Here is a 25,204-nt window from a genome sequence, read left to right on the forward strand (position 1 = left end):
GCGGCTGCAAAATTCCCTGGCTGTAACGCCAGCAACGAAAATTACCTTCAGATACGGGGCTTTTAAGCGAGTAGTAATATCGACTTGAGGTTGCTGTAGTGCGACCATCCAAAAACGAATCAGGGTAGGGAGAGTGGTGTGAGCGTTGAGGAAAAGCTGCGGACGCTTGCCGAGCGAATCAAGTCCCATTCCAGTGCAATGGCTACTGAAGAAGCAGTGAAAACATCCGTCGTCTTGCCTTTTCTAGCTGCACTCGATTAAGATGTTTTTAATCCAAATGAAGTAATTCCAGAATTCACAGCCGATGCCGTCGGAAAGAAGGGCGAGAAGGTTGATTATGCAATCAAATTTGATGGAGAGATCCGAATACTGATCGAGTGCAAGCCAATCACAGCGAAATTAGAAAAAGTACATTTGGCTCAGCTTTATAGATATTTTTCAGTGACATCCGCCAAGTTTGCGATTTTGACAAATGGTCGGACATTTCATTTTCATACAGATTTGGAGGCGCCTAATAAGCTCGATGATCGTCCTTTTCTCACCTTCGAAATGTCGGACATCCATGCGCAAACTGTTGCTGAGCTGACAAAATTTGCGAGGAGCAGCTTCAACGAAGATGCTATCCTTCAATCGGCGCATAGACTTAAGTATACGTCTCTTATCAAAAAAGAGATTATGAGCCTGCTGGATTCCCCGTCCGAAGAGTTCGTTCGGATGGTCGTCGCACCCGTCCAATCCGGCCGCTTCACAGCGCAGGTGAGGGAGCAGCTCACGCCGCTTGTAAAAGCCGCCTTCCGCGAAATTATTCGGGATTCGGTTCAATCCCGCTTGTCGAATGCGCTCGCTGATACGGTTGCCCTCGATATCGCTGAAGCACCGCCGGCTGTGGAAGATGCTGAGATCGTCACGACCGATGAAGAGCGCGAGGGCTTCATGATCGTTCGCGCTATCGTGCGAGAGGTCATAAAAGCTGACCGCGTCATCATGCGCGATCAGAGAAGCTACTGCGGCATTCTGATTGACAACAACAATCGCAAGCCTCTTGCGCGGCTACACTTCAATCGATCGGTCAAATATATCGGTCTTTTCGATGGCGATAAGGAAGAGCGGATCCGTATCGACAGTTTGGATCATATCTACGATCTGACAGATCGGCTGCGTGCGACGGCCCGGTTCTATGCCGAAGGCGGGGCACGCAAGGCTGAGGCAGGCAATTCCGAGGCTGTGCCTGCTGCTTGATACGGTGGTGTCAAAGCCCGTACTTGGCCCAGATCGCGCGCACTTCGTCGTCGGTCGCGAAATCGCCGCGTGCTTCGGCGGCATTGGCCTCATCTTGTTCCGCCTCTTCCTCCGGGGTGAAGCGGTAGACGGCTTGTTCCTCGCCCGCATAGCTCAGCACTTAGGCGCGCGATGCCGTCCTGCACTTCGGGCGGCAGCTTCCGGGCGGCGGTAATCGCCTTGTCGAGCAGGTCGGTGATGGTGTGAGAGTGTAAGGGAAACGCGTCCGGTGAGAAGGTTCCTCACCGAAACGCCAGCACCAGCGCCCCCACCGCGATCCCCCACAGGGCTAGGGTGGTCAGGAGCGCGTGGCGGCGCTCCAGCTTGACCAGCCGCTCGATCGCCTTGGTGTCGCGCGTCCCCTCTTCGTCGAGGCGGATCATGATCCGGCGGATGCGTTGCGCGATGTCGGGGATGTCGGAGACGACCTCGGCGAGCGTCATCGCGGCCCGCGCCCCGCCCTCCAGCCGGCCGACGGGGCCGAGATGGCGGGTGATCCACGCGCGCACCACCGGCTCGGCGCCGGTCCACATGTCGAGCTGCGGATCGAGCGAGCGGGCGACGCCCTCCACCACCACCATGGTTTTTTGCAGCATCACCAGCTCGGTGCGGGTGCTCATGTCGAACAGGGCGGTCACGTCGAACAGCAGCGTGAGCACCTTGGCCATGGAAATCTCGTCGGCCCGGCGCTGGTGGATCGGCTCGCCGATCGCCCGGATCGCCTGCGCGAAATCGTCCACCGAGTGGTGGCGCGGCACGTAGCCGGCCTCGAAATGCACCTGGGCGACGCGGCGGTAGTCGCGGGTGATGAAGCCGAGCAGGATCTCGGCGAGGAAGCGTCGCTCGGCGTGTCCCAGCCGGCCCATGATGCCGAAATCGACAGCGACGAGCCGCCCCTGCGGATCGACGAACAGGTTTCCGGGGTGCATGTCGGCGTGGAAGAAGCCGTCGCGGATCGCCTGCCTCAGGAAGGACTGGATCACCACCCGGCCGAGCGCCTTGGGGTCGTGGCCCGCCGCGACGATGCCGGCGCGGTCGTTGAGGCGCACGCCGTCGATCCACTCGGAGGTCAGCACGTCGCGTCCCGTCAGCGCCCATTCGGGGCGTGGCGTGCGGAAATCGGCGTCGCCCTTGGTGTTCTGGGCGAGTTCCGACATCGCCGCCGCTTCGAGCCGGAAATCCATCTCCATGGTGACGGAGCGGGCCAGGATCTCGACGACTTCGCGCGGGCGCAGCCGCTCGGCATCGGGCAGCAGCGCGTTGACGATGCGGGCCATGAACCGCATCGCCTGCAGGTCCTTGGCGAAGCGCTCGCGCACGCCCGGCCGCATCACCTTGACCGCCAGGGTGCGCTGCGTGCCGTCGGCATCGAGCACGGTCGCCTTGTGGACCTGGGCGATCGAGGCCGCGGCGACCGGCTCGCTGAAGGCGGTGAACAGGGCCGAGACCGGCTTGCCGAGTTCCGTCTCGACCACCCGCATCGCCACGCCCTGCGGGAAGGGCGGCACCCGATCCTGAAGCCGCTCGAGGTCGCGGGCGGCGGCCATGCCGACGATGTCGGGTCGGGTTGCCAGGAACTGGCCGAACTTGACGTAGGAGGGGCCGAGCCGGGTCAGCGCGCGCTCCAGCGGGCTGGCACCCGGCGCCTCGGCGACGCCGCGCCGCTCCAGGGATCGGCCGAGTTTCAGCGCGAGCCGCAGATGCGGCGGCAATTGCGCCGGGTCGATCAGGGCGAGCCCGCCCTCGCGGGCGAGCACGAAGCCGACATGGGCGCCGCGCGCGAGGTGGAAGACGGCGCCTAGCATCCGCGAAACCTGCAAGCTGATCGCTCGAAGAGGGGGCGCGCCGAGTGTCCGACGCGAAGAGCGTCCCGCGCCGCGAGGCCCGATCCTGCCGAGACACAAGCGGGGACGGGTGCCAGCGCCTGAGATCGGAAAAGAATCAAGAAATCTTCCAGCCGGAATGGATCGCGACGATGCCGCCCGAGAGCCGGCGGTGGCTGACATGCGCAAAGCCCGCCGCCTCGATCATCCGGGCGAAGGCGTCGGGAGAGGGGAACTTGCGGATCGACTCGACGAGGTACTGGTAGGAGTCGCGGTCGCCCGCCACCCGCTCGCCGATGCGCGGGATCACGTGGAAGGAGTAGGCGTCGTAGATCTTCTCCAGCACCGGGAGGTCGACGCGGGAGAATTCCAGGCACAGGAAGCGCCCGCCGGGCTTGAGCACCCGATGCGCTTCCCGGAGCGCCACGTCGATGCGCGGCACGTTCCGGATGCCGAAGGCGATGGTGTAGCTGTCGAAGTGACCCGCCGGCAGCGGCAGCGTCTCGGCATTGCCGGTCACGAAGTCGATGCGGCCGTCGTAGGTGTGCCCCGCGCGCTCGGCGCCGACCCGCAGCATCGCCTCGTTGATGTCGAGCACGGTGACGTGGGTCTCGGGGCCGCCCGCCGCGAGTGTGCGGAAGGCGATGTCGCCGGTGCCGCCGGCGACGTCGAGGTGGTGGTAGGGCCGCGTGCGCGACGGGCGCAGCATCGAGATCAGGTGCGACTTCCAGGCCCGGTGCAGGCCGCCCGACATCAGGTCGTTCATCAGGTCGTAGCGGCGCGCCACCGAGCGGAACACGTCGTCGACCCGGGCCTGCTTCTCGGAGAGGCGCACGCGCTCGTAGCCGAAATCGGCGGTGGCGTCCGTGTCGCCGGCCCTCGCGTCCGTTCCGCTCATCCGCTTCCCACCCTGCGCTCGCCCCGCAGCCGTCCACGGCTTCGGCCGAGCCTCCTTAGCGAATGCCGGATCGAACCGCCATGCGGCAGGGGGGATGCAGAGTGCGAGGAAGACCTCAGCCGCGCAGCGGACCGCCGACGAGCCAAGCCGGGTCGAACCAGCGGTCGGCCTCGCCGTCGTAGGGGAGCCGCGTGACGTCCCAGTGCTGGATGTACCGCGCGTAGACGTTCCAGACCGCGATGCCGCCGCCGACGAAGATGCGCCGGCCGGGATAGCGGGCCAGCACCGCTTCCGGATCCTCATGCGAGCGGATCACGTCGATGGTGCGGTCCTTGAACGCGAATTCCGGCACCGAGGCCACGGTCTTCGGCCCGGCGATCAGCACGTGGCCCATGGTCAACGCGAAGAAGCGCGTCACGTCCTCGACGAAGAGCGGATCGGTGTTGCCCTCCCAGGGGAGGTGCCCGTTGAGGCCGAGTTGGCCCCGCTGGCCGATGGCGCAGATGCAGCGGACGTCGATCATGGCTGAAACCCTACAAGCCGAAGAGGACGGGCCTAAGAAGACAGGCTCCGCCGTCACCCGCCGGGGCCTTGGCCCCGGACCCCCTTACCGGGGAGACTGGAAATCCAGAACCCGGTCGCTCGGGAAATCGTAGAGTTTGCCCGTCTCGTTCCATGCGGGCGAGGCGAGGCGAACGAAATGCGGGGCCAGTTCCTCCGGGGTCTTGAGTGTGGCCGGATCCTCGCCCGGCATCGCCGCCGCGCGCATGCGGGTGCGCAAGGGGCCCGGATTGAGCAGCATGGCGCGCACCCCCGTGCGCTCGTTTTCGGCAGCGTAGGTGCGCACCATCGCCTCCAGCGCCGCCTTCGACACGGAGTAGGGCCCCCAATAGGCCCGGCACTTCGCCGCCGCGCCCGAGGAAACGAAGACCGCGCGGCCCGCATCCGAGCGCTGCAGCAGCGGATCGAACGAGCGGATGAGGCGCCAGTTGGCGGTGACGTTGATCGCCATCACCTGATCCCAGACCTTCGGCGTGACGTGGCTGACCGGCATCAGGTTGCCGAGGATGCCGGCATTGCCGACCACGGCGTCGAGCCGGCCCCAGCGCTCGTGGAGCGCCGCACCCAGGCGGTCGATCGCATCGAAATCGGTGAGGTCGAGGGGCACCAGCGTCGCGTGGCCGCCCGCCTGCCGGATCGCGTCGTCGAGCTCTTCCAGCCCGCCCTGCGTGCGGGCCACTGCGACGACGTGGGCGCCGGCTTGCCCCAGCGCCAGCGCGGCGGCGCGGCCGATGCCGCGCGAGGCGCCGGTGACGACGGCGACGCGGCCGTCGAGGATCTTCTCGGCCATCGGCTCAGTCCGCCTCGGCCAGCATCGCGAAGCGCTTCGGCCCGGCAATCGCCAGATCGGTCAGGCCGGTCGGGTAGTCGCCGGTGAAGCAATGGTCGGTGTATTGAGGGCAGGCGGCATTCCGCTCGGTCTCGCCCATCGCCCGGTAGAGGCCGGGGATCGACAGGAAGGCGAGCGAATCCGCGCCGATATATTGGCGCATTCCCTCGAGGTCGTGGGTGGCGGCGAGCAGCTTCTCGCGCTCGGGCGTGTCGATGCCGTAGAAATCGGGATAGGTGATCGGCGGCGAGGCGATGCGGAAATGCACCTCGCGGGCGCCGGCGTCGCGCATCATCCGCACGATCTTCACCGAGGTGGTGCCGCGCACGAGGCTGTCGTCCACGAGCACGATGCGCTTGCCCTCGACCGCGGCGCGGTTGGCCGAGTGCTTCATCCGGACGCCCAGTTCGCGCACGGTCTGGGTCGGCTGGATGAAGGTGCGCCCGACATAGTGGTTGCGGATGATGCCCATCTCGAAGGGCAGGCCGGCTTCCTGAGCGAAGCCGAGCGCCGCCGGCACGCCGGAATCCGGCACCGGGATCACCACGTCGGCCTCGGGCGCGGCCTCGCGGGCGAGTTCCTGGCCGATGGCCTTGCGCACGCCGTAGACGCTCTTGCCGTTCACCACCGAATCGGGGCGGGCGAAGTAGATGTACTCGAAGATGCAGGGGCGCATCGGCCGCGCCTCCGCGAAGCGAATCGACTCGACGCCCTCTTCCGAGATCACCACCACCTCGCCGTTCTCGACGTCGCGGATGAAGCGGGCGCCGATGATGTCGAGCGCGCAGGATTCGGAGGCGAGGATGTAGCGGCCGTCGAGTTCGCCGAGCACCAGCGGGCGGATGCCGAGCGGATCGCGGGCGCCGATGAGCTTCTTGTTGGTGAGCGCGACGATGGCGTAGGCGCCCTGGATCTGCTGCAGCGCGTCGATGAAGCGCTCGACGATCCGCGGTTTGCGCGAGCGGGCCGCCAAGTGCAGGATCACCTCGGTGTCCGAGGTCGATTGCGTGATGGCACCGTCGCGCACGAGGTCGCGGCGGATCGAGAGCGCGTTGGTCAGGTTGCCGTTATGCGCCACCGCCAGTCCGCCGCTGGCGAGTTCGGCAAACAGCGGCTGGACGTTGCGCAGGATGGTGCCGCCGGTGGTCGAGTAGCGCACGTGGCCGATGGCCGAGCGGCCGGCGAGCCGCTCGATCGTGCCGCGGTCGGAGAAGTTGTCGCCGACGAGGCCCTGACGGCGCTCGGAGTGGAACACGCCCTCGTCGTAGGAGACGATGCCCGCCGCCTCCTGGCCGCGATGCTGCAGGGCGTGCAGGCCGAGCGCCACGATCGCCGAGGCGTCGTCGTGCCCGTAGATGCCGAAGACGCCGCATTCCTCGCGAAGCGTGTCCCCGTCGATGTCCAGATCCCGGACGTCGGCGCTCGCGCTGACAGCTGACATGTCGATCTCGAATCCTGGAGGCGCGGAGCGAACCGCACGCCTCACGTCCGGCACGGCGGGAAACGGCCGAAGGCGCCTCCGCCCGCAGCCTCTGCCGCGAGGGATGACGCTGGGACCGTCGTGAAACCGTTACCTAGGCTCGGATCGCGTCGCAACCAAGACCGATTCCAGCATATCGTGCGCAATCCGGCTGCGTTGCCGGTGCAACGCAGATTTCGGATTTGCGCCGCGATTCAGCGCTTCGGCGCCGGGCCCGCATCGCTGCGGCGCTGGGCGGGGAGGTCGGTCTCCGGCGGCGGCTCCTCGGCCGGTCCGTCACCCTTCGGCTTGCGGAACTGCTTGAGGAAGCCCTCCGGATTATCGGGCAGTTGCGCCACCAGCGCCTCGCCCGAGCTTTCCAGAAGCGACCGGCTCTTGGCCTGGGCCGCCCAATCCGGAACCTTGCCCTGGACCAGCCAGGCCAGGAATACCCAGCCGATCACGCAGATCAGGAAGCCGCGGCCGGCCCCGAACAGGAAGCCGAGCGAGCGGTCGACGGCGCCGATGCGCGAATCGAGCACGAGGTCGGAGATCTTCACCGTCACCAGCGAGACCACGATCAGGGTGGCGAGGAAGATGGCGGCGATGGAGGCCACCAGCGCCACGGTGTCGCTGGAGATGTGCTGCTTGACGGTGGGCAGGAGCAACGGGTGCAGCGACCACGCCACGGCGGCGGCGGCCACCCAGGCAATGATCGCGAGCACCTCGCGCGTCACGCCGCGCACGGCGGCGAGCAGCGCCGAGACGAGCACGATGCCGAGCACCACGAGGTCGAGGACGGAAAACGGCATCGCAGGATATGGTTCGCTGGGGCGGGACGGGGCAGCCTTGCCCGGACGACGACGGCTCCCCCGGGCCGCGCATCCGCTCTGGTCTTTAACCATATACCCCGGCGAACCTCGGCCGTCACCTTCGGGGCGTGCGCGTTCGTACGGGTGCTCCCGAACACCCCGGCGCGAGCCATCCGCCCGAGCCGATCCGGTGAGGCCCGCGCGGGCAGGGCGCCGGAGCCTGACCTTCGGGATCAGCCCTGCGGCTCGGATCCGAGCCTCGCAGGGATCGGGCCGCGAAAGCAAGCTTTGCCGACGATGCCGCTTTGGTGCATAAGATGTTTCACGAATTCGTTGAAAATGGAAAACTTCTTCTGAGCAGTTTTGGGTATAATCGAAGTATTTAAAATACGAACGAGGGTTGAAGGGGATGGCGGGTACGATCGACAGGCGCGGCTTCCTGCGGGGATCCGCGGTCTTCGCGGCCAGCGCCGCCGCCGGTTTTTCCTGTATCGAGATCGCCAGCGCCGCACCGATCGCGGTGCCGACGGTCGACAAGCTATCCCTGCGCGTCCTGATCGACTCGGCCCACGACCAGTTCCTGAAGCCCGCGACCGTCCAGGGCGTGCTGCACCAGCCGCCGGGCAACGGCCGCGGCGCCGATTACCGCCGGGTGCTGCACAATCAGTGGGGCTTGTCCCTCTTCGCGGAATCCTGGCGGGCGGAGGAGGCTCGCACGATCCTGCTCGATTTCGGCTACAGCCCCGAGGCACTCCTCAACAATATCGAGATCCTCAAGGTCGATCCGACCAAAGTCGATGCGCTGATCGTCAGCCACGGCCATCACGACCATTACGGCGGCCTGACCGGCTTCCTCGACAAGTACAGGTCCGCGCTCGCGCCCGACCTGAAGCTCTATGCCGGCGGCGAGGACAATTTCTGTCACCGCCTGAGCCCGGTCGGTACGACCGGGCAATTCACCGATTTCGGCCAGCTCGACCGGCGCGAACTGACGGCGCAGCGGATCTCGACCGTGCTGTGCGAGACGCCGACGGTGGTCGCCGGCCACGCCTTCACCACGGGGCAGATCAAGCGCTCCTCCATCGAGCGCATCCTGCCCAACACCTTCGTCGAGCGCGGCATCAAGGACGGACTCGGCTGCGACGCCAGCCACTATTCGCCCGCCGAACTGCAGGGGAAGATCATCCCCGATGAGCACGTCCACGAGCACGCCACCTGCTTCAACGTGTGGGGCAAGGGCCTCGTGGTGATCTCGTCCTGCGGCCATGTCGGCATCGTCAACTCGGTGCGGCAGGCACAGGAGGTTTCCGGCGTGGAGAAGGTGCACGCCATCGTCGGCGGCTTCCATCTCGGCCCCGCGCCGAAGGAGTACCTGACCCAGGTCGTCGGCGAGATCCGCGCCCTCAAGCCCGATGTGGTGATCCCAATGCATTGCAGCGGCCTGAACTTCGCGCTCGAGGCGCAGGCGCAGATGCCGGAGAACGTCATCGTTCCGACGACCGGCAGCCGGCTCGTCTTCAGTGCGTAACCGGGCGCTCGCGGCCGTGCTGCTCGGCCTGCTCGGCATGGCCGGGGCCGCGCACGGCGAGACCCCGCCGCGCCGCTCGGCCGCCGAACTGATGGACGTCCTGATGTGGAACCGCGAGCCGGTCGGCGGCCCGTTCGCGCTGACCGATCAGGCCGGTCGGCCCCGCACGGAGGCCGATTTCCGTGGCCGCCTCCTCCTCGTCACCTTCGGCTACACCGCCTGCCCGGATGTCTGCCCCACGGAGCTGATGGAGATCGGCCGGGCGCTCACGCTGCTCGGCTCGGACGCCGACGCCGTCCAGCCGATCTTCATCACGCTCGACCCCGAGCACGACACGGCCGCGCTGCTGGCGGAATACTTGCCGAACTTCCATCCGCGTCTGGTCGGCCTGACGGGCAGCGAGGCGGCGATCCGCCGTGCCGCCGATGCCTACAAGGTCTACTTCGAGACGAGCCCGCGCCCCGAGGGCGGCCGGGCCGTCGAGCATTCCGCCTTCATCTATCTGATGGATCGCTCGGGGGCCTATCTCGGCTTCTTCCCGCCCGGCACTTCGGCCGAGCGGATGCTGACGATCCTGCGGCCGCATCTCGCCGCGCGGCCCGCACCGGAATAGAACATCGTCCCGAAGGGCGGCCGCCGGCTTTCGGACAAAGACGATGCTCCAGGCGGTGCTACATCTCCTTCTCGTAGCGCACGGCCCGCTGGCGGCCTCCGCCGCGCCGCGGCGCGCCCGAGGCGATGCCGGCGACGAGGTCGGCGATGTGGCGCAAGGCGTCGGTCGGCAGCGCCCGGTCGCCGGTCTCGCCGCGCCCCTGCGGGGTGATCGCCTTGCCGAAGCCGAGCTTCAAGGCCTCCTTCAGCCGGGCGGGCGCCTGCGAGACCGGCCGCACCGCCCCCGACAGGCCGAGCTCACCGAAATAGACCGAATCGGAGGGCAGAGCCGACCCCGAGAGCGAGGAGACGAGGGCGGCGGCGACCGCGAGATCGGCCGCGGGCTCGGAGATACGAAGCCCGCCCGCGACGTTGAGGTAGACGTCGTGGCCCCCGAGGCGGATGCCGCCATGGGCCTCCAGCACGGCGAGCACCATCGACAGGCGGTTGGGGTCCCAGCCGACCACGGCCCGGCGCGGCATGCCGAGCGAGGAGGGGGCGACCAGCGCCTGGATTTCGACGAGCAGCGGCCGCGTGCCCTCCATCCCGGCGAAGACCGCCGTGCCCGGCGCGGCGTGGTCGCGGCCGGCCAGGAACAGGGCGGAGGGGTTGGGCACCTCGGCAAGCCCGGCATCGGTCATCTCGAACACGCCGATCTCGTCGGTCGGCCCGAAGCGGTTCTTCACCGCCCGCAGGATGCGGAAATGGTGGCCCTGATCGCCCTCGAAGGAGGCCACCGCATCGACCATGTGCTCGACCACGCGCGGCCCCGCGATCTGCCCGTCCTTGGTGACGTGGCCGACGAGGATGACGGCCGTGCCCGTGGTCTTGGCAAAGCGGATCAGCGCCTGGGCGGAGGAGCGCACCTGGGTCACGGTGCCCGGCGCCGATTCCACCGTCTCGGTCCACATGGTCTGGATCGAGTCGATGATGGTCAGCGCTGGCGGGTGCCCCTGCGACAGCGTCTCGACGATGTCCTCGACATTGGTCTGCGCGGCGAGTTCCACCGGGTACTTCGCGAGCCCCAGCCGCTCGGCGCGCAGGCGCACCTGCCCCACTGCCTCCTCGCCGGAGATGTAGGCGACGCGCTCACCGGTTTTCGCCATGGCGGCGGAGGCCTGCATCAGCAGGGTCGACTTGCCGATGCCGGGGTCTCCGCCGAGCAGGATCACCGAGCCGCGCACGAAGCCGCCGCCGGTCACCCGGTCGAGTTCGTTGATGCCCGACGCCGTGCGCGGCGCCTCCTTGGCCTCGCCGGTCAGCCCTTCGAGGGAGAAGACGCGGCCCCGCGCCCGCGAGGGCCGGGTCGCGGCCGGGCCCGATTGCGGGCCGGCGGAGGCGACCTCCTTCTGGATCGTGTTCCAGCCGTTGCAGGCCTCGCAGCGCCCGCGCCAGCGGTTGTAGACCGCCCCGCAGGATTGGCAGACGAAGGTCTGTTGGATCTTGGCCATTCGGGGAGGAGGGCGTCTGTGAAGGAGGCCGGCGGGTCGGCGTCGGTCACTCTACATAAGAGCGAACATAACGGGAACCCAGCCCCGTCAGGATCTCGTAGCCGATCGTGCCCGCAGCGCGGCCCACTGTATCGATGTCGAGCTCATCGCCGATCAGCGTGGCGGTGCCGCCGCGGCGCGCCTCCGGTGCATCGGTGACGTCGAGGATGATGAGGTCCATCGAGATCAGGCCGGCGATCGGGCAGGGCACGCCGCCGACCAGCGCGTGGCCGCTGTTGCTGGCGGAGCGGGGATAGCCATCGGCGTAGCCGAGCGAGAGCGTGGCCAGCCGCCGCGGGGCGGAGGCCTGCCAGCGGGCGTTGTAGCCGCAGGTCTCGCCGGCCGCGACGTCGCGGACCTGCAGGATCGTCGCCTCCAATCGCACCACCGGCCGCATCGGGTTCGCCCGTCCAGGCTCCGGGTTGCCGCCGAACAGCGAATAGCCCGGCCGCAGCAGGTCGTGGCGGGCGGTCTCCGCGAGACAGGTGCCCGAGGAATTGGCGAGCGAGGCGCGCAGACCCGGAAAGGCGGCCCGGATGCGGGCGAAATCGGCGGCTTGCCGCGCGTTGAGGGCGTCGTCCGGTGCTTCCGCGCTGACGAGGTGGCTCATCACGAGGTCGATGCCGGCCCGCGCGATCACCGGATCACCGGCCAGCGCCAGAGCCTCCGCGACGGGGAGGCCGAGCCGGTTCATGCCGGTATCGACGTGGAGCGCGGCTGGCGACGCGCCGTCCGTGGCGGCGGCCCATTCGAGGAGTTCGTCACGGTCGCCGAGGACGGGGCGCAGGCCGTGGGCGCGGAAGGCGTCCGCATGGCCGGGCGGCAGGCCGTTGAGCACGTAGAGCGCGGCGTCCGGCAATGCGGCGCGGGCGGCAATCCCCTCGGAGAGGTGCGCCACGAAGAACGTGCGGCAACCCGCCCGCCACAGGGCCGGCGCAACCGCCGCGAGGCCGCAGCCATAGGCGTCGGCCTTCACCACGGCGCCGCATTCGGCCTGCGGGGCGTGAGCGCCGAGGGTCCGCCAGTTGGCGACGATGGCCGCGAGATCGACCGTCAGGCGGGCACCGTGGCCCGGGGCGCAGGGGTCGGCACGGCTCGGCGTGGGATCGTCTCCTAAGATGGTCAGAACTTCCCGCCCTCCGGCGGCCAGGGCACCGGCCGGTTCATGATCGCCTCGAAGGTGTAGGGGCAGTCGGCGGGGAAGACATCCTCGTCGAGCCCGGTCTCGCCAGCGGCGTCGATGCGGGCCCGGCGGTAGGCTTTGGCAAGGGCGCCGGGAAGCCTGCGCTTGAGGCTCGGATGACGTTCCAGTACCTCCTCGGCGTCGAGGCGACCGTTGCGGATCGAGAGATGCCAACTCCGCGTCCGCTTCTCCGGCTGATGATCCCACTTCAGGAGATGCATCAGCGTGATCCGCAGCGCACTCTCCATCCGGTTGTAGATCTCGCCGCCCAAATCCTCGATCTCCTCGGCCAGATTGAGCGCGTCGAGGGCGGCGAACTGCCCGCGGCGGAGCGCCTGGGCCTGCTCGTAGGCCCAGGCATAGAGGTCACGGTCGAGGTGATCGGGGCCCGCCCGGGCGTGAGAGGCCTCGGCCATGAGACGCGCGAGGGGCTCGGCAAGGGCTGAAGGCGGAGCTTTTGCGACAAGCGCTATGAGGTAGCGATCGGCTGGACCTCCATCCGGCGCCACGTCGCTGACCCGCGGTAGCACCGAGCCAGGCGAGACAGGCCGGCCCTCTTCGAGGAGGCGGCCTGCGACTTCGAAGACACCGCGATGGAGCCGCTCGGTCCAGTCGTCGTCGCGTAGGATCGCGGCGATCCGGCCGTAGACGGCGGGCTCGGCCAGGATGAGCCCGACAAGCTGCTGCTCGGCCTCGAAGACCTCGTTCAGCGTCGGCGGCGCGGGTGGCCGCGCCTGCGGTGCGAGAGCCACGTTGCCTCTCTGATCAGTCAAAACTGACTGATCATATCACGTTCCGCCGCACATTCGGTCACTCGGGTTGGTGACCGATTTTCTTCTGAGGCGCTCCAATCGCGGAATTTGGCCCGGACAATTCGCCATACCGATCGTCGCTTGCAAGGTTCGAGAACCGGGTGATGTTGGCGTCGAACTGCAGCTCCACCGTGCCGGTCGGGCCGTGGCGCTGCTTGCCCAGGATGACCTCGGCCTTGCCGTGGACGCGCTGCATCTCGGCTTCCCAGGCGAAGAACTCCTCCGTGCCCTCGCGCGGCTTCTTGTTGCCGACGTAATACTCCTCGCGGAACACGAACATCACCACGTCGGCGTCCTGCTCGATCGAGCCGGATTCGCGCAGGTCCGAGAGCTGGGGCCGCTTGTCGTCGCGGTTCTCCACCTGACGGGAGAGCTGCGACAGGCCGATGATCGGCACCGCCAGCTCCTTGGCCAAAGCCTTCATGCCGGTGGTGATCTCGGTCATCTCCTGCACGCGGTTGTCGCTCTTCTTGCCGGAGCCGGAGAGGAGCTGAAGGTAGTCGATGATGAGGAGGTCGAGGCCCTTCTGGCGCTTGAGGCGCCGGGCGCGCGCGGCGAGCTGGGCGATCGAGATGCCGCCGGTCTGGTCGATGTAGAACGGGATCGTCTGCATGTCCCGCGCCGCATCGGTGATCTTGTAGAAGTCCTCGGGGCGGATGTCGCCGCGGCGGATCTTGTAGGAGGGCACGCCGGACTGCTCGGCGATGATGCGGGTCGCCAATTGCTCGGCCGACATTTCGAGCGAGAAGAAGCCGACGATGCCGCCGTTGACGGTCTGCATGGTGCCGTCGGGCTGCTTCTCGCCGCGATAGGCCTTGGCGATGTTGAAGGCGATGTTGGTCACCAGCGAGGTCTTGCCCATGGCCGGGCGCCCCGCGAGGATGATGAGGTCGGAGGGCTGCAGCCCGCCCATCTTGGCGTCGAGGTCGGTCAGCCCCGTGGAGATGCCCGAGAGCTTGCCGTCGCGCTGGTAGGCTTTCGCCGCCATGTCGATGGCGGCGGTCAGCGCGTCGGAGAATTTCTGGAAGCCGCCGTCGTACTTGCCGGATTCGGCGAGTTCGTAGAGCCGGCGCTCGGTCGCCTCGATCTGGTCGCGCGGCCGGGACTCGACCGGCGCCTCGAAGGCGCCGTTGACCAGATCCTCGCCGATGGTGATGAGGCGGCGGCGGATCGCCAGATCGTAGATGGTGCGGCCGTACTCGCCCGCGTTGATGACGGTGGTGGCCTCGGCCGCGAGCCGCGCGAGGTACTGCATCGGCGTGACGCCGCCGAGATCGGCATCACCCAGATAGGTCTTGAGCGTGATCGGCGTGGCGAGCTTGCCCGCCTTGATCAGGGAGACCGCGACTTCAAAGATCTGGCGGTGGACCGCCTCCATGAAGTGCTCGGGCAGCAGGAAGTCCGAGACGCGGTAATAGGCGTCGTTGTTGACCATGATCGCGCCGAGCAGGGCCTGCTCCGCGTCGATGTTGTGCGGCGGCACCCGGTATTCGGGCTGCACCGTCTCGAGATTGGCCGTGAGGGCGTTGGGCAGGGCCATGGCGCTTGTCCGTCGCTCCGGTTCCGGGCGGCTTAGCCGCCCCATTTCATGCCCGCCGGACCTTGCCTCGGGATGGTGAAGCCTTCCTTAGCCGACCCGGTCGGAGGCGGCTGCAACACGCACGCCATACCGCTGAGGCATCGTCTTCGTCCGATAGCCGGGGACCACCTTTCGGGACGATGCCTTGTGAAACGCGAGACGCCCGCGGCTCCCGGGCGGCGGGAATCGCGGGCGTCATGCTGGAACGGATTGAGAACAAGTCAACGCCGAAGCCCGGCGCATCCCCGTTCTCCACCGCAGAAGTCAGGGGTTTCGAAAGGGCGAGCCCTTCTCATAGGGTCCAGGGCAGAGCCCCGCGAGGGATGCCGGGGCGCTGCCCCGGCACCCCGCCAAAGGGACGATCCCTTTGGGAACGCAGGATCAGCCGCGGTCGTCGGCGCCCTCGCCGGCATCGGCCAGCGCCTGGCCGACTTCGAGGCCGAGGTCGTCGAGGTTGAACTGCTCGCGCTCGGTCACCGACTCGCCGCGGGCCTGACGCTCGGCCTCTTCCGGCGAACGGGCGATGTTGACGGTCACCTTGACCTCGACCTCGGGGTGCAGGGTCACCGGCACGGTGTGCAGGCCGAGCGTCTTGATCGGCTGGTTGAGCACGAACTGGCCGCGCTCGACGCTGAAGCCCTCCTTGGTGACGACCTCGGCGAGGTCGCGGGTCGAGACCGAGCCGTAGAGCACGCCGGTCTCGCCGGACTGGCGGATCAGCACGAAGCTCTGGCCGTCGAGCTTCTCGGCCACCGTCTGGGCCTCGTTGCGGCGCTCGAGGTTGCGCGCCTCGAGCTGGGCGCGCTGGGCCTCGAAATGCTTCTTGTTGTTCTCGGTGGCGCGCAGGGCCTTGCCGCGGGCGAGCAGGAAGTTGCGGGCGTAGCCGGGGCGCACGTTCACGGTCTCGCCCATCTGGCCGAGCTTGGCGACGCGTTCGAGCAGGATGACTTCCATCGGGTTTCTCCTTGAGTGGGTTGGAAGGTTCGTCTCAGGCGTCGCCACGAGGTTTCGGGCGGCGCCGGTCGAGGGCGGTGTCGGCGATGCCGAACAGGATCAGGGCGAGCATGGCCACGCCCTGGGTGAGGAACAGCAGCACGTAGAGGCCGGCGAGCAGGGCGAAGCGCCCCGGCCGGCCGCGGCTGCGGTCGTGGAAGGCGGCGAGTCCCTGGAGCGCGAAGGCCGCGCTGAAGGCGCCGATCAGGGCGATGCCGAGGGCACCGGGATAGCCGGGCACCATCGCCAGCGTCAGGGCGGCCGCGAAGACCAGCAGCGCGGATCGCGGCATCATCGTGGAGGGGAAGTCGGGCCAGGGCCGGAGCAGGCGCCCCGAGATCTGCACGATGCGGGCGGCGGCCCAAAGATAGAAGGTGAACAGGATCGTCAGACCCTGGGCCGCGATCGCGGGCGCGGCGCTCGCCAGCGCGTCGGCGACCTCGCTGGCGAGATCGTCGGGCTTGGTCTCGTCGGCTTTGGTCTCGCCGGTGGTTCCGGGCTTGGGCTGCTCACCGCCCTGTGGCTGCGAAGCGGCCGAATCCGCAGGCCGCTCGGCGTTGCCGGCCGGCGCCTCGTTCGAGGGGGCGTTCTGGGCCGGCGGCGGAATGCGGCCGCGCTGGACCTGGACCTGAACGATCCGCCGGCTCATCGTGCTGAGCTGCGAGCGGAAGGTGTCGTAGTCGGGCGCGGCGATGACGGCGATCGCGATGAAGGCAAGCGCGGCGGTGCCCGCGACCCAGGCGAGCAGGCGCCCCGTGGGATACCACTCGATCGCACCGTCCGTCGTGGAGCGGCCGAGGAGGGCAAGATAGGCGAGCCACCATGCGGGGATGGCGAGGTAGGCCGCAAACGCCAAGCTGAGAGAGGGGGCGACGAACAGCGCCAGCGCCAGGGCGCCCGAGACGACGGCGGCGAGCGCCGCGCGGTGGCTCCAGCCCAAGCCGACGATCAGGATCGGCAGCGGGGCGAGCAGGTAGAGCAGGATCGAGAGCGTCGTGCCCTTGAGCAGGACGCCGAACAGCAGCGCCGCCACAAGGCCGGCACCGGCGCCGACGGAGATGTCCTTGGTCATGAAGTCCGCTGTCCCGCTGTCCCACTTGGGCAGGGTTAGGGGCTGAAGACGACGCCCCAACGATCGGGCGGCTCGTTTTTCAAAGAGAGCCGCCCTGGCGATGATGGCCGGCCCGCGCGCGGGCCGGCCGGAGGTCCTACTTGATGACGTAGGGCAGCAGGCCGAGGAAGCGCGAGCGCTTGATCGCCTGGGCGAGCTCGCGCTGCTTCTTGGCCGAGACCGCAGTGATGCGGGACGGCACGATCTTGCCGCGCTCCGAGACGTAGCGGGAGAGCAGCTTCACGTCCTTGTAGTCGATCTTGGGAGCGTTCTCGCCCGAGAACGGGCAGCTCTTGCGACGACGGAAGAACGGACGACGGCCACCGCCGCCACCACCAGCACCGAAGGCCATGATCAGTTCTCCCCGCCGAAGTTGCGCTCGGGACGGTCGCCGCGATCACCCCGATCGCCGCCACCGAAGTCGTCGTCGCGACGGCGCGGACGGTCGCCGCGGTCGCGATCCTTGCGGTCGTCGCGGTCGCGCTTCTGCATCATCGCGGAAGGCTCGGCCTCCAGCTGCTCGACGCGAACGGTCATGAAGCGCAGCACGTCCTCGGAGATCTGCATCTGACGCTCCATCTCGGCCAGGGCGGCCGGGGGGGCGGAGATGTTGAGGAGCGTGAAATGCGCCTTGCGGTTCTTCTTGATGCGGTAGGCGAGGGACTTGACGCCCCAGGACTCGATCTTCTCGACCGTGCCGCCGCCCGCCTCGATGACGCCCTTGTAGGTCTCGACCATGGTCTCGACCTGCTGGGCCGTCACGTCCTGGCGCGCCAGGAAGACGTGCTCGTAGAGAGGCATTTTTGGGCCTTTCCTTGCCATAAGGAAGCCCGCCCGCGGATCGCGGGTTGAATCGGGCCGGTTCTCTCGCATTCTCTCGGCGCCAAGCCCTTCGAGCCGTGATGATGGCCCGAGCGGTTGATCGAAGGCGGAGACACCGGACGACGGACTTCTTGGAGAAACCCTGTGCCGAAAGAGGTTGTCTCTTGCAGCACCGTCCGTTCAGCCCCCGGCCGGAGCGAACGCGAAGGCCGCGCCTTTAGAGGGATTCGCGCCCTATGGCAAGGGCGGTGTCCCGACGGGCAGGTCGAAATGCAGGACGTCTTCGCGGGTGCCGAGCCGCTCGTAGAGCGCGAGCGCCGGGCCGTCACCGGGATCGCCCTGGACGAAGACGACCCAGGCGCCCCGGCGCGCGGCATGCGCCTGAAGGTGCCGGATCAAGGCCGTGGCGATGCCGCGGCGGCGATGCGCGGCCTCGACGGCGAGGTCGTAGATATAGATCTCGCGCCGCGCCCGCTCGAACTTGTCGAGTTCGTAGGCGACGAGCCCGCCGATGACGGCCTCGCCCTCTTCCGCCACCAGCACCGCGACATGCGCCTTGGCCAGCAGGTCCGCGAGATAGGCGTCGTCGGGCGGGGCCGCGCCGTAGGTGTCGGGCTCGGCGAAGGCGCGCCCGAACAGGGCGTTGAGGGCGCGCATCGCCGGCACGTCGCCGGGTCCGAGGCGCCGGAGCGTGCAGGCGGCCTCGAGCCTATCCTTGAGCGTCATGCGCAAACCCGCGTTGCGGCAAACCCTATTTCAGCGAGCCGGCGATGGCCTGCTGAATCCCCAGGATGTCGGCGCCGCGCCTGAGGGTGCGCTGGATCGGCTCGGGCCGGCCGGAGATCCAGATCTTGAGTTCGGAATCCATGTCGAAGCTGCCCGCCGTCTCGACCGAGAACGAGGTGATCGCCCGATAGGGAACGGTGAGGTACTCGACCTTGCGCCCGGTCATGCCCTGGCGGTCCACCAGGATCAGCCGCCGGTCGGTGAAGATCATCAGGTCGCGAATCACCTTGAAGGCGACGCGCACGCTCTCGCCCGGCGCCAGCACCCCGGCGAGCTGCCGGTCCACCTCATCCGCGGAGAGATCGCTGCCGTGCCCGAGCAGCCCGTCGAGAAAGCCCATCCTTCGCCTCCCTGTCTCCGGCAAAGATATCGGCAAGGATGTGGGGACGGTCCCGCTCCCGCGCGAGGGCGCCTCAGCGGTGACGGCGCTTGCGGGACTTCTGCCCCTTGGCCTGCCCCTTGCGCTGGGTCCGCTCCATGCAGCTCGCCCAGATGCGGCGGCCGATCTCGCGCAGGCCCAGATTGAGCGGATCCGGGGCGGAGAAGACCTGCGCCCGCGCCTCGCTGCGGCAGAAGGCATCCTCCGCACTGCGGATCGGCGGCTCTCCCTGGGCGGCGGCGGGCGATGACCCGAGGCCGGTTCCGACGCTCAATCCGAGCAGCGCGGCGAGACAGAAGCCGGCCGCGCTCGGACCGCGCCGCCGAGCCGGCGCACCGAAGTGGTGGCCAAGGATACGCACGGTCAGGATACGCACGGTCTGGCCCTCCCTGTTCACCCCGGCGCGGTGGCGCATCATCGAAGCGTCCGGCACTCTAATGTCGGGGAAAGCCGGCTTGCCAAGCGTCGCCGGTCGATCCCGGCCTGGAGCTGCGTAGTCTGCCCACAAGGAATGCCGTCGGCCGGGGCATCGTGGCGCGCCACGCGTCGGCGCAGGCCCTCGGCGAGGCAAAAGAAAACGCGCCGGGCTCGAAGCATCCGGCGCGTGGGGTCGTCTTGGGTCGGTGCCCGCCGGGCAAAGCGTTTTGCGCAGCTCTCGCGAGGCGGGAGCCGCGCCGACGGCTCAGCGGCGGATCTTCACCTTGGCCTTGCGGGCCGCGTAGCGCGCGTCGCGGGCCGCCTTCTTCTCCGCGGCCTCGGTGGCCTTCCGCTCGGCGAGGGCAGCCGCCTCGGCCGCCTCACGGGCGAGCTGGGCGGCGAGCTCCGCCTCCTCGCGCAGGCGCTTCTCCTCGGCAGCCTTGCGCTCGGTCTCGATGCGGATGCGCTCACGCTCGCGGGCGCGCTCGTCGCGGGCGCGGGCGACCTCGGCACGGGCCTGGGCCTTGGCGACCATCTCCGGATCGTCCAGAGGCGGACGGGCCTTGAACTTCTCGAGCAATGCCGCCTTGGCGGCCTGGGAGTTCTGACGGCGGTCTTCGAAGTTCCTGAAGTCGAATGCGCTCATATGACCTTTCTCATACGGTGACACGACCGACGGCCGGATCAATCCTGTTTCCGGGCGGTCGGGATTCGGCGCTGGGTAAAATAGACCGGCGCAGTCGATGCACGAGTGCGCCGCAACACGCAACAGATGTCGCCCCTGTTCGGGGCGGCTCCGGTAACATTTTCGGGCCTGTTGCGATACGGAAGCAGATTTAGGGCGGGAATCCGGAAAGATCCAGCCTCAGGAGGCCTGCAGGTTGACCGCGGCCGGCTTGCCGCTGCGGCGGTCGTTCTCGACGTCGAAGGTCACCTTCTGTCCCTCGACCAGGCCGCGCAGGCCCGCCTGCTGGACGGCGGAGATGTGGACGAACACGTCCTTGCCGCCGGTATCGGGCTGGATGAACCCGTAGCCCTTGATCTCATCGAACCACTTCACGGTACCAGTATGCATCCGGGTTCCTCCTGCGCTCGCCGCGGCTCCCCGTGTGAAATGCGTCCCGCGCTCGGCCGAAAAGGCCGTCCCGTTCGTCAGAGCGACCGAGGAAATAAGCCGGTGCCGCGTCCCTTCCGGAGGCATCGAAGGCCTCGTCAGGGGCGGCCGCCGATCGACAAGGCATAGTTAGGTTCGGTGATGCAACCTCGCAAGCGGTGCAAAGGTTTCACCGGAACAAAGCCCGCCGTTCGAGGTGGGAATTCGTGGCAGAAACTTGGCCATTCGGGACGAGTAGGGTCCTGAGCTGAGGATTTATGTCCTCTCCATGTCGTCTAACATTGTTTTGAGAACAACATTTGTTGAGCGCCAGCTAGGATCGGTCTCGATACGAGTGATTCGATCTTGGAATCTGGACTGTGCGGTCGACGAGGGCCGCGGGCGTGGCCCCGCCCGGCATGACGATCACGTCGGCCGTTCCGGGTTTCCCTGCGCTTCGCTGTTTCGGCAAGAATGCTTTCTGCCAAGAGTGCCTTCTGCCAAGCGCGCGTCCTGCAAAGGCGCTTGCGCCTGACATTGTCCGTGGGCTCACGCTCCTGTGAAGCAGCCATAAGAAAAGGGCCGGTTTCCCGGCCCTTCTCGTCACGTCCGCCTGGGAGTCTGCGCTGTCACGGTGAGCAACCGCCGCGGGCTCCGAGGCGATGCGGGAACGGTTCCCGATCAGTAATCGTAGCCGCGGCGATTGTAGCCACCCCGGTCGAACCGGTCGCGATCGCGGAAGCGCTGCTCACGGTAATAGTCGTCCCGGTCGCGCCTGCGCATCTCGCGGCGGTCATCGCGCTCGCGCTGGCCCCGCGACCGGAGATCGAAGCCGGGACCGTTCGGGCCGATCGTGATCGACTGCGCGGAAGCCGGCACCGCGGCGACCATCGTCGCCGCCGCGACCGTGCCGGCGAGAAGGGTCGTCAGGGTCTTCATCATGCCAACATGCTCCTTGAAGGATTTCAGGTCTAATGCACCGGCCATGCCTGGGTTCCGGCATTGTCGGAACCCGTCGATTTGTTGGGATAGACTGATCTCGACCGGCGCAACTCTCCGCGGAAGCGGGTTTTCTCCATCTTTGCTTTTCGGCCGCGTCGCGGTCGACGCAGAGGCTGGCGCGGCCGGCGGGCTGATGCGTGCCGCCGATCCTCTGTCGCAGATCCTCTTCCGGCCCCGCATGGTCACGCGCTCACGGCGCAACATCGAAGAAGCGTCGAGCCGGCCGGCTTCTGGTATGGGGTTCGACCGACGCATGTCCCGCCCCCGGCTCTTCGGCCGCGCGACCATCGTCCAGCCCGTCCTGGTTCAGGCTCCGGAATCCGCTTGCATGCCCGTCCGCCCGCTGATCCTCTATCCCGATGCGCGCCTGCACACGGCCGCCGGTCCGGTCACCGCCCCCAGTGAGACGCTGCGCGCGCTCGCGGTGGACGTGCTCGACACCCTCGGAGCCGTCTCGGCGATGGGACTGACCGCGATCCATATCGGGCAGCCGGAGCGGGTGGTGGTGATCCGCCTGCAGCCGGACGAGCCGCACGCGGTCTACATCGATCCCGTCGTCGTCTTCGCCTCGCCCGAGCGGGCCGCGCATCCGGAAGGGAGCGTCTCGATGCCAGGCGTGGTCGAGCCGGTGGAGCGGCCGGCCCGAATCCGGGTGCGCTACCGCGACCTCGACGGCGCCGAGCGGGAGGAGGAGGCCGAGGGCCTGCGCGCCGCCTGCCTGCAGCACGAGATCGACCAGCTCGACGGCCTGTTCTGGATCGACCGGCTGAGCCGGCTGCGCCGCGACCGGGCGCTCAAGCGCTACGCCAAGCTGCGGGCGCGGACGGAACCGTGAGGGCGGGCCGTCATGCGAGGGGCTTCATGCTAGGGTGGCGCCCTCGACCGCGTTCTTCGTCCGTGAGCCGCCGATGCCCCGTCCGCCGTTCCGCCTGTCCCGGTCCGCCGCCCTGATCCTCGCCGGCCCGATCCTCGCCGGCATGGGCCTCTGCGCCGTCGGACTTGCCGGGTCCGCCGCGGCGCAGGGCACGGCCTCCGGCAATCGCTCCGGCGATCCGAAGGGCACGGCAAGGCCCGAGGCGCAGAGGCCCGCGGCCGTGGTCGGCTGCACCTCGCTGGCCAACCTGCGCAGCCTCCTGCGCAGCACGGGGGAGGACCGGGCCGCCGCGCTCGCGGTCGCGACCGACCCGAAATCCGATCTCGGCTGCAGCCCCGTCGACCGCGCCGCGGTCCTGGGGCTCGCCGACCACGTCGCCCTCAACGGCCGCGCCTACGATTGCCTCACCCTGAAGGGGACGGCGGTGTGCCACTGGACGGTGGCGGGCGCCGTCACGCCGCCCGAGCGGCCGGCGGGAAAGCCGGCCCGCGGCAAGTAGGTTTGCCGAGGGCATCGTCCCGAAAGGCGGCCGCCGGCTTTCGGGACGATGCTCCAGGTTCGGGGGCGGCGCGTCAGAACCGCGCCGTCAGGAACAGGCGCAGGTTGCGGCCCGGCAGCAGGATCTCGTCCTTCTTGAACGAGGCCGAGTTGCGGATGTCGTCGTCGAGCAGGTTGCGGCCTTGCAGCCCGAGCGTCACCTCGGTGGCGCCGTAGACCGTCGGGTCGAGGATCTGGGTGTAGGCGAGTTCTGCCCGCAGGTCGTTCCAGCCCGGCGTCGTCGTCTCGAACGGGGCGATCTCGGTGTGGTCGAAGGCGTGGAGCAGGTTGATGCGCGCGAACCAGCCGTTGGCGCGCACGAAGGCGCCGCCGCCGAGCCGGTGCGGCGGGATGCGCGGGACGTAGGAGCCGTTGTCGAACTGGGCGCGGACGAAGTCGTACTGCGCCTCGAGTCCCGCCCAGCCGTCGCCGACGGGCAGGAGATCGAGCTGGGCGGCGATCTCGGCGCCGTAAAAGCTGGCATTGGCCTGCGAGTAGACGACTTGGCGCAACTCGTCGCCGGAGCCGCAGGAGGCGAAGTCGTCGTCGCAGCGGTTGCCGGTGTCGCGCCGGTAGATGAAGCCGGTGTAGCGCGTGACGTAGCCGGTCGCGTCGAGACGCAGCGGCCCGATGCCCCGGCGCAGGCTCAGCTCCACCGTGCGCGCGCGCTCCAGCCGCAGGGTTGGGTCGCCGATCTCGAAGGTCGCGGAGGCGTGGTGCGGCCCCTGCGAGAACAGCTCGTAGCTCGTCGGCGCGCGCTCGACGTAGGAGCCGTTGAGGCTTGCCACGAAGCCGTAGGGCAGATCCTGCAGCGCTCCGAAGCTCGCGCTTTTGGGCGCGAAGCGGCGGGTCCGGGCGTAGCTGAAAGGGTCTCCATCCGCCGGCAGGTAGCTCGGCGGAAACTGCGTGGCGATGCTGTTGAGCCGGTCGCCCTCGATGCGTCCCGCTGCCTGGAAGCGCAGGCCCCCGCCGACGGCCAGTTCCTCGAACAGGTAGCCGGCGAGCACCCGCGACTCGGTTGGCGGCAGGAAGGCTTCGAGCTGCGTGTTGAGCACCCGCCGGCTCGCCTGAACGCCGGCCGCGCCGGTGAGCGTGCCGAAGCCGGTCTCGACCGGCACGTGCTGCGCCTCGAAGCGGGCCTCGACCTCGCGGTTCTTGAAGATCGCCTGCACGCCCTCGGCCCCACCGCCATGGTCGTGATCGTGATCCTCCCCGTGGTCGTGGTGATCGTGTCCGATGCCGATCTCCTCGTGGCGGTAGACCGACGCCCCGGCCCAGAAGCGCAGAACCTCGAACGGACCGTCGAGCGGCCGGTACTCGCCGCGGGCGAGCACCCGGTCCTGGTTCGGCGTCAGCCGGGTGCGCGACTCCGCCGCCTCGCCGCCGGGGATCTGGTAGAGCGCGTTGAAGTGGCTGTAGGAGATGCCGAGGAAGCCGCGGTCGCCGATCGCCGAGATACCGACCGAGCCGCCCTGCGTCTCGGTGGCCGAATTGCGCTGGATGCCGCCGGGGATCGCGTAAGAATCGGTCGCGGTCGCGAAGCCGTCGGCGTGGACCGCGATGCCATCCGCGCCCGCATCGACGCTGGCCGCCCCGAGCCGGCCGTTGTCGACGGTGGTGTAGCCGGTCGTGACCTGTCCCGTGACGCCGCGCGCCGGGATGAAGGTCGGCACCTGATTGTTCTCGGCCGAGACCACGCCGCCGATCGCGCCCGAGCCGTAGCGCAGCGTCGCGGGGCCGCGGATCACCTCGATCCGGCCGGCATTGAGCGGGTTGACCGGCACCGCATGGTCCTCGCCGAGATCCGACACGCCGCCGTTAACGATGCCGTTCTCCTGGATGCGCACTCGGGCCTGGTCGAGGCCGCGGATGATCGGGCGTGAGGCCGCCCCCGGCGCGTAGGTCGAGGCCGAGACACCGGGCCGGTCGAACAGCGCGTCGCCGAGCGTGCGCGGTTGGTCACGGGCGATCCGGTCCTGCGGCACCACGGTGACCGGCGAGAAGGTGTTGGTCGCCACCGGCAGCACCTCGGCCGCCCGCGCGAACGGCGCAGCGGAGGGCACCGCCGCCGGGGTGGGCCGGGCCTGGACCGGGCTCACCGAGGTGACGCTGATCTCCTCCAGGGTGGCCGTCGCCTGCGCCTGGGCCGCGGCGATGGTGCCGGGCGCAACCGTCAGCACCGCTCCCGCCGCCAGCAGCATCCGTCCCGAGCGTCCGCGTCGCATTCCCGTCGATCCAGCCTTGTCACGTTACAATGTTTCATCTGCGGAATGTTACAATGTTGCAA

At 68.3% G+C, this 25,204-nt stretch carries 26 protein-coding genes and 2 pseudogenes; 6 read left to right on the forward strand and 22 right to left on the reverse strand.

Annotated elements, in window-relative coordinates; genetic code table 11:
- Positions 1–369: 369 nt before the first annotated feature.
- Both LPC10_RS25730 and LPC10_RS20080 read left to right on the forward strand, forming a co-directional pair.
- Positions 370–432 (forward strand): annotated as a pseudogene (locus LPC10_RS25730) (hypothetical protein); the annotation flags it as partial.
- Between the two features lie 9 nt (positions 433–441).
- Positions 442–1,239 (forward strand): restriction endonuclease, encoded by a 798-nt coding sequence (locus LPC10_RS20080; RefSeq protein WP_370644557.1) that lies wholly within the window; start codon positions 442–444, stop codon positions 1,237–1,239.
- 10 nt (positions 1,240–1,249) lie between these two features.
- Here LPC10_RS20080 and LPC10_RS20085 read toward each other — a convergent pair.
- The 7 genes and pseudogenes from LPC10_RS20085 to LPC10_RS20115 all read right to left on the reverse strand — a co-directional run bounded on the left by LPC10_RS20085 (position 1,250) and on the right by LPC10_RS20115 (position 7,660).
- A pseudogene (locus LPC10_RS20085) lies at positions 1,250–1,478 on the reverse strand (hypothetical protein).
- Positions 1,479–1,520: 42 nt separating this feature from the next.
- Positions 1,521–3,083 (reverse strand): 2-polyprenylphenol 6-hydroxylase, encoded by a 1,563-nt coding sequence (ubiB, locus tag LPC10_RS20090; protein WP_231344029.1) that lies wholly within the window; start codon positions 3,081–3,083, stop codon positions 1,521–1,523.
- Between the two features lie 136 nt (positions 3,084–3,219).
- On the reverse strand, positions 3,220–3,999 hold the full coding sequence (ubiE, locus tag LPC10_RS20095; protein WP_231344030.1) for a bifunctional demethylmenaquinone methyltransferase/2-methoxy-6-polyprenyl-1,4-benzoquinol methylase UbiE: 780 nt from the start codon (positions 3,997–3,999) through the stop codon (positions 3,220–3,222).
- Between the two features lie 115 nt (positions 4,000–4,114).
- On the reverse strand, positions 4,115–4,522 hold the full coding sequence (locus tag LPC10_RS20100) for a dihydrofolate reductase (protein WP_231344032.1): 408 nt from the start codon (positions 4,520–4,522) through the stop codon (positions 4,115–4,117).
- 84 nt (positions 4,523–4,606) lie between these two features.
- Entirely contained in the window at positions 4,607–5,350 is a 744-nt protein-coding gene (locus tag LPC10_RS20105; protein ID WP_231344033.1) for an SDR family NAD(P)-dependent oxidoreductase, read from the reverse strand.
- A gap of 4 nt (positions 5,351–5,354) precedes the next feature.
- Positions 5,355–6,830 (reverse strand): amidophosphoribosyltransferase, encoded by a 1,476-nt coding sequence (gene purF / locus LPC10_RS20110; protein ID WP_231344035.1) that lies wholly within the window; start codon positions 6,828–6,830, stop codon positions 5,355–5,357.
- 233 nt (positions 6,831–7,063) lie between these two features.
- The gene (locus LPC10_RS20115; RefSeq protein WP_108941682.1) at positions 7,064–7,660 is read right to left on the reverse strand and encodes a CvpA family protein; all 597 of its coding nucleotides are present in this window, start codon (positions 7,658–7,660) and stop codon (positions 7,064–7,066) included.
- A gap of 409 nt (positions 7,661–8,069) precedes the next feature.
- Here LPC10_RS20115 and LPC10_RS20120 point away from each other — a divergent pair, with 409 nt between their 5' ends.
- Together LPC10_RS20120 and LPC10_RS20125 are read left to right on the forward strand one after the other, a co-directional pair.
- A complete protein-coding gene (locus tag LPC10_RS20120) occupies positions 8,070–9,188 on the forward strand; it encodes an MBL fold metallo-hydrolase (RefSeq protein WP_231344036.1) in 1,119 nt (372 codons plus the stop codon).
- Complete coding sequence (locus LPC10_RS20125; protein ID WP_231344037.1) at positions 9,181–9,801, forward strand: SCO family protein; 621 nt, start codon at positions 9,181–9,183, stop codon at positions 9,799–9,801. The genes LPC10_RS20120 and LPC10_RS20125 overlap by 8 nt, the downstream gene beginning before the upstream one ends.
- A gap of 58 nt (positions 9,802–9,859) precedes the next feature.
- Here LPC10_RS20125 and radA read toward each other — a convergent pair whose 3' ends face one another.
- The 14 genes from radA to LPC10_RS20195 all read right to left on the reverse strand — a co-directional run bounded on the left by radA (position 9,860) and on the right by LPC10_RS20195 (position 21,443).
- A complete protein-coding gene (gene radA / locus LPC10_RS20130) occupies positions 9,860–11,290 on the reverse strand; it encodes a DNA repair protein RadA (protein ID WP_231344038.1) in 1,431 nt (476 codons plus the stop codon).
- 46 nt (positions 11,291–11,336) lie between these two features.
- The gene (alr, locus tag LPC10_RS20135; protein WP_231347097.1) at positions 11,337–12,449 is read right to left on the reverse strand and encodes an alanine racemase; all 1,113 of its coding nucleotides are present in this window, start codon (positions 12,447–12,449) and stop codon (positions 11,337–11,339) included.
- Between the two features lie 2 nt (positions 12,450–12,451).
- Positions 12,452–13,264 (reverse strand): DUF29 family protein, encoded by an 813-nt coding sequence (locus tag LPC10_RS20140; RefSeq protein ID WP_231344039.1) that lies wholly within the window; start codon positions 13,262–13,264, stop codon positions 12,452–12,454.
- Between the two features lie 58 nt (positions 13,265–13,322).
- Positions 13,323–14,864 (reverse strand): replicative DNA helicase, encoded by a 1,542-nt coding sequence (locus LPC10_RS20145; RefSeq protein ID WP_231344040.1) that lies wholly within the window; start codon positions 14,862–14,864, stop codon positions 13,323–13,325.
- Positions 14,865–15,284: 420 nt separating this feature from the next.
- Entirely contained in the window at positions 15,285–15,857 is a 573-nt protein-coding gene (gene rplI / locus LPC10_RS20150; protein ID WP_004446280.1) for a 50S ribosomal protein L9, read from the reverse strand.
- Positions 15,858–15,891: 34 nt separating this feature from the next.
- Positions 15,892–16,968: a DUF2232 domain-containing protein gene (locus tag LPC10_RS20155; protein WP_231344041.1), complete on the reverse strand. Its 1,077-nt coding sequence runs from the start codon at positions 16,966–16,968 to the stop codon at positions 15,892–15,894.
- A 136-nt stretch (positions 16,969–17,104) separates the two neighbouring features.
- On the reverse strand, positions 17,105–17,359 hold the full coding sequence (gene rpsR, locus LPC10_RS20160; RefSeq protein WP_004446294.1) for a 30S ribosomal protein S18: 255 nt from the start codon (positions 17,357–17,359) through the stop codon (positions 17,105–17,107).
- A 2-nt stretch (positions 17,360–17,361) separates the two neighbouring features.
- Positions 17,362–17,808, reverse strand: a complete 447-nt coding sequence (gene rpsF / locus LPC10_RS20165; protein WP_108941688.1) for a 30S ribosomal protein S6 — start codon at positions 17,806–17,808, stop codon at positions 17,362–17,364.
- A 255-nt stretch (positions 17,809–18,063) separates the two neighbouring features.
- A complete protein-coding gene (locus tag LPC10_RS20170; protein ID WP_231344042.1) occupies positions 18,064–18,555 on the reverse strand; it encodes an AAC(3)-I family aminoglycoside N-acetyltransferase in 492 nt (163 codons plus the stop codon).
- Positions 18,556–18,580: 25 nt separating this feature from the next.
- Positions 18,581–18,955: a PH domain-containing protein gene (locus LPC10_RS20175; RefSeq protein WP_231344043.1), complete on the reverse strand. Its 375-nt coding sequence runs from the start codon at positions 18,953–18,955 to the stop codon at positions 18,581–18,583.
- A gap of 73 nt (positions 18,956–19,028) precedes the next feature.
- Positions 19,029–19,355 carry a hypothetical protein gene (locus LPC10_RS20180; protein WP_231347098.1) on the reverse strand — a complete coding sequence of 109 codons (327 nt, stop codon included), beginning with the start codon at positions 19,353–19,355 and terminating at the stop codon, positions 19,029–19,031.
- A 321-nt stretch (positions 19,356–19,676) separates the two neighbouring features.
- Positions 19,677–20,057 carry a DUF6481 family protein gene (locus LPC10_RS20185; RefSeq protein ID WP_231344044.1) on the reverse strand — a complete coding sequence of 127 codons (381 nt, stop codon included), beginning with the start codon at positions 20,055–20,057 and terminating at the stop codon, positions 19,677–19,679.
- A gap of 219 nt (positions 20,058–20,276) precedes the next feature.
- Positions 20,277–20,486: a cold-shock protein gene (locus tag LPC10_RS20190; RefSeq protein WP_108941692.1), complete on the reverse strand. Its 210-nt coding sequence runs from the start codon at positions 20,484–20,486 to the stop codon at positions 20,277–20,279.
- A 699-nt stretch (positions 20,487–21,185) separates the two neighbouring features.
- Positions 21,186–21,443: a hypothetical protein gene (locus LPC10_RS20195; protein ID WP_231347099.1), complete on the reverse strand. Its 258-nt coding sequence runs from the start codon at positions 21,441–21,443 to the stop codon at positions 21,186–21,188.
- Positions 21,444–21,834: 391 nt separating this feature from the next.
- On the opposite strand from LPC10_RS20195, the gene LPC10_RS20200 reads away from it, so the two are divergent.
- Positions 21,835–22,341, forward strand: a complete 507-nt coding sequence (locus tag LPC10_RS20200; RefSeq protein ID WP_231347100.1) for a peptide deformylase — start codon at positions 21,835–21,837, stop codon at positions 22,339–22,341.
- 73 nt (positions 22,342–22,414) lie between these two features.
- Positions 22,415–22,879, forward strand: coding sequence for a hypothetical protein (locus LPC10_RS20205; RefSeq protein ID WP_231344046.1), 465 nt, complete (start codon positions 22,415–22,417; stop codon positions 22,877–22,879).
- A gap of 73 nt (positions 22,880–22,952) precedes the next feature.
- On the opposite strand, the gene LPC10_RS20210 is transcribed toward LPC10_RS20205, so the two are convergent.
- Positions 22,953–25,118, reverse strand: coding sequence for a TonB-dependent receptor (locus LPC10_RS20210; RefSeq protein ID WP_231347101.1), 2,166 nt, complete (start codon positions 25,116–25,118; stop codon positions 22,953–22,955).
- Positions 25,119–25,204: the final 86 nt, after the last annotated feature.

Origin of the sequence: Methylorubrum sp. B1-46, assembly GCF_021117295.1 — a bacterium.
Lineage (GTDB): Bacteria > Pseudomonadota > Alphaproteobacteria > Rhizobiales > Beijerinckiaceae > Methylobacterium.

What these genes read in the sequence shown, in the direction of transcription:
- ubiB (WP_231344029.1), bottom strand. Translation starts at nt 3,083, where the DNA reads ATGCTAGGCGCCGTCTTCCACCTCGCGCGCGGCGCCCATGTCGGCTTC.
- ubiE (WP_231344030.1), bottom strand. Translation starts at nt 3,999, where the DNA reads ATGAGCGGAACGGACGCGAGGGCCGGCGACACGGACGCCACCGCCGAT.
- LPC10_RS20100 (WP_231344032.1), bottom strand. Translation starts at nt 4,522, where the DNA reads ATGATCGACGTCCGCTGCATCTGCGCCATCGGCCAGCGGGGCCAACTC.
- LPC10_RS20105 (WP_231344033.1), bottom strand. Translation starts at nt 5,350, where the DNA reads ATGGCCGAGAAGATCCTCGACGGCCGCGTCGCCGTCGTCACCGGCGCC.
- purF (WP_231344035.1), bottom strand. Translation starts at nt 6,830, where the DNA reads ATGTCAGCTGTCAGCGCGAGCGCCGACGTCCGGGATCTGGACATCGAC.
- LPC10_RS20115 (WP_108941682.1), bottom strand. Translation starts at nt 7,660, where the DNA reads ATGCCGTTTTCCGTCCTCGACCTCGTGGTGCTCGGCATCGTGCTCGTC.
- LPC10_RS20120 (WP_231344036.1), top strand. Translation starts at nt 8,070, where the DNA reads ATGGCGGGTACGATCGACAGGCGCGGCTTCCTGCGGGGATCCGCGGTC.
- radA (WP_231344038.1), bottom strand. Translation starts at nt 11,290, where the DNA reads ATGGCCAAGATCCAACAGACCTTCGTCTGCCAATCCTGCGGGGCGGTC.
- LPC10_RS20145 (WP_231344040.1), bottom strand. Translation starts at nt 14,864, where the DNA reads ATGGCCCTGCCCAACGCCCTCACGGCCAATCTCGAGACGGTGCAGCCC.
- rplI (WP_004446280.1), bottom strand. Translation starts at nt 15,857, where the DNA reads ATGGAAGTCATCCTGCTCGAACGCGTCGCCAAGCTCGGCCAGATGGGC.
- LPC10_RS20155 (WP_231344041.1), bottom strand. Translation starts at nt 16,968, where the DNA reads ATGACCAAGGACATCTCCGTCGGCGCCGGTGCCGGCCTTGTGGCGGCG.
- rpsR (WP_004446294.1), bottom strand. Translation starts at nt 17,359, where the DNA reads ATGGCCTTCGGTGCTGGTGGTGGCGGCGGTGGCCGTCGTCCGTTCTTC.
- rpsF (WP_108941688.1), bottom strand. Translation starts at nt 17,808, where the DNA reads ATGCCTCTCTACGAGCACGTCTTCCTGGCGCGCCAGGACGTGACGGCC.
- LPC10_RS20170 (WP_231344042.1), bottom strand. Translation starts at nt 18,555, where the DNA reads ATGACGCTCAAGGATAGGCTCGAGGCCGCCTGCACGCTCCGGCGCCTC.
- LPC10_RS20175 (WP_231344043.1), bottom strand. Translation starts at nt 18,955, where the DNA reads ATGGGCTTTCTCGACGGGCTGCTCGGGCACGGCAGCGATCTCTCCGCG.
- LPC10_RS20185 (WP_231344044.1), bottom strand. Translation starts at nt 20,057, where the DNA reads ATGAGCGCATTCGACTTCAGGAACTTCGAAGACCGCCGTCAGAACTCC.
- LPC10_RS20190 (WP_108941692.1), bottom strand. Translation starts at nt 20,486, where the DNA reads ATGCATACTGGTACCGTGAAGTGGTTCGATGAGATCAAGGGCTACGGG.
- LPC10_RS20195 (WP_231347099.1), bottom strand. Translation starts at nt 21,443, where the DNA reads ATGAAGACCCTGACGACCCTTCTCGCCGGCACGGTCGCGGCGGCGACG.
- LPC10_RS20200 (WP_231347100.1), top strand. Translation starts at nt 21,835, where the DNA reads ATGCCCGTCCGCCCGCTGATCCTCTATCCCGATGCGCGCCTGCACACG.
- LPC10_RS20205 (WP_231344046.1), top strand. Translation starts at nt 22,415, where the DNA reads ATGCCCCGTCCGCCGTTCCGCCTGTCCCGGTCCGCCGCCCTGATCCTC.
- LPC10_RS20210 (WP_231347101.1), bottom strand. Translation starts at nt 25,118, where the DNA reads ATGCTGCTGGCGGCGGGAGCGGTGCTGACGGTTGCGCCCGGCACCATC.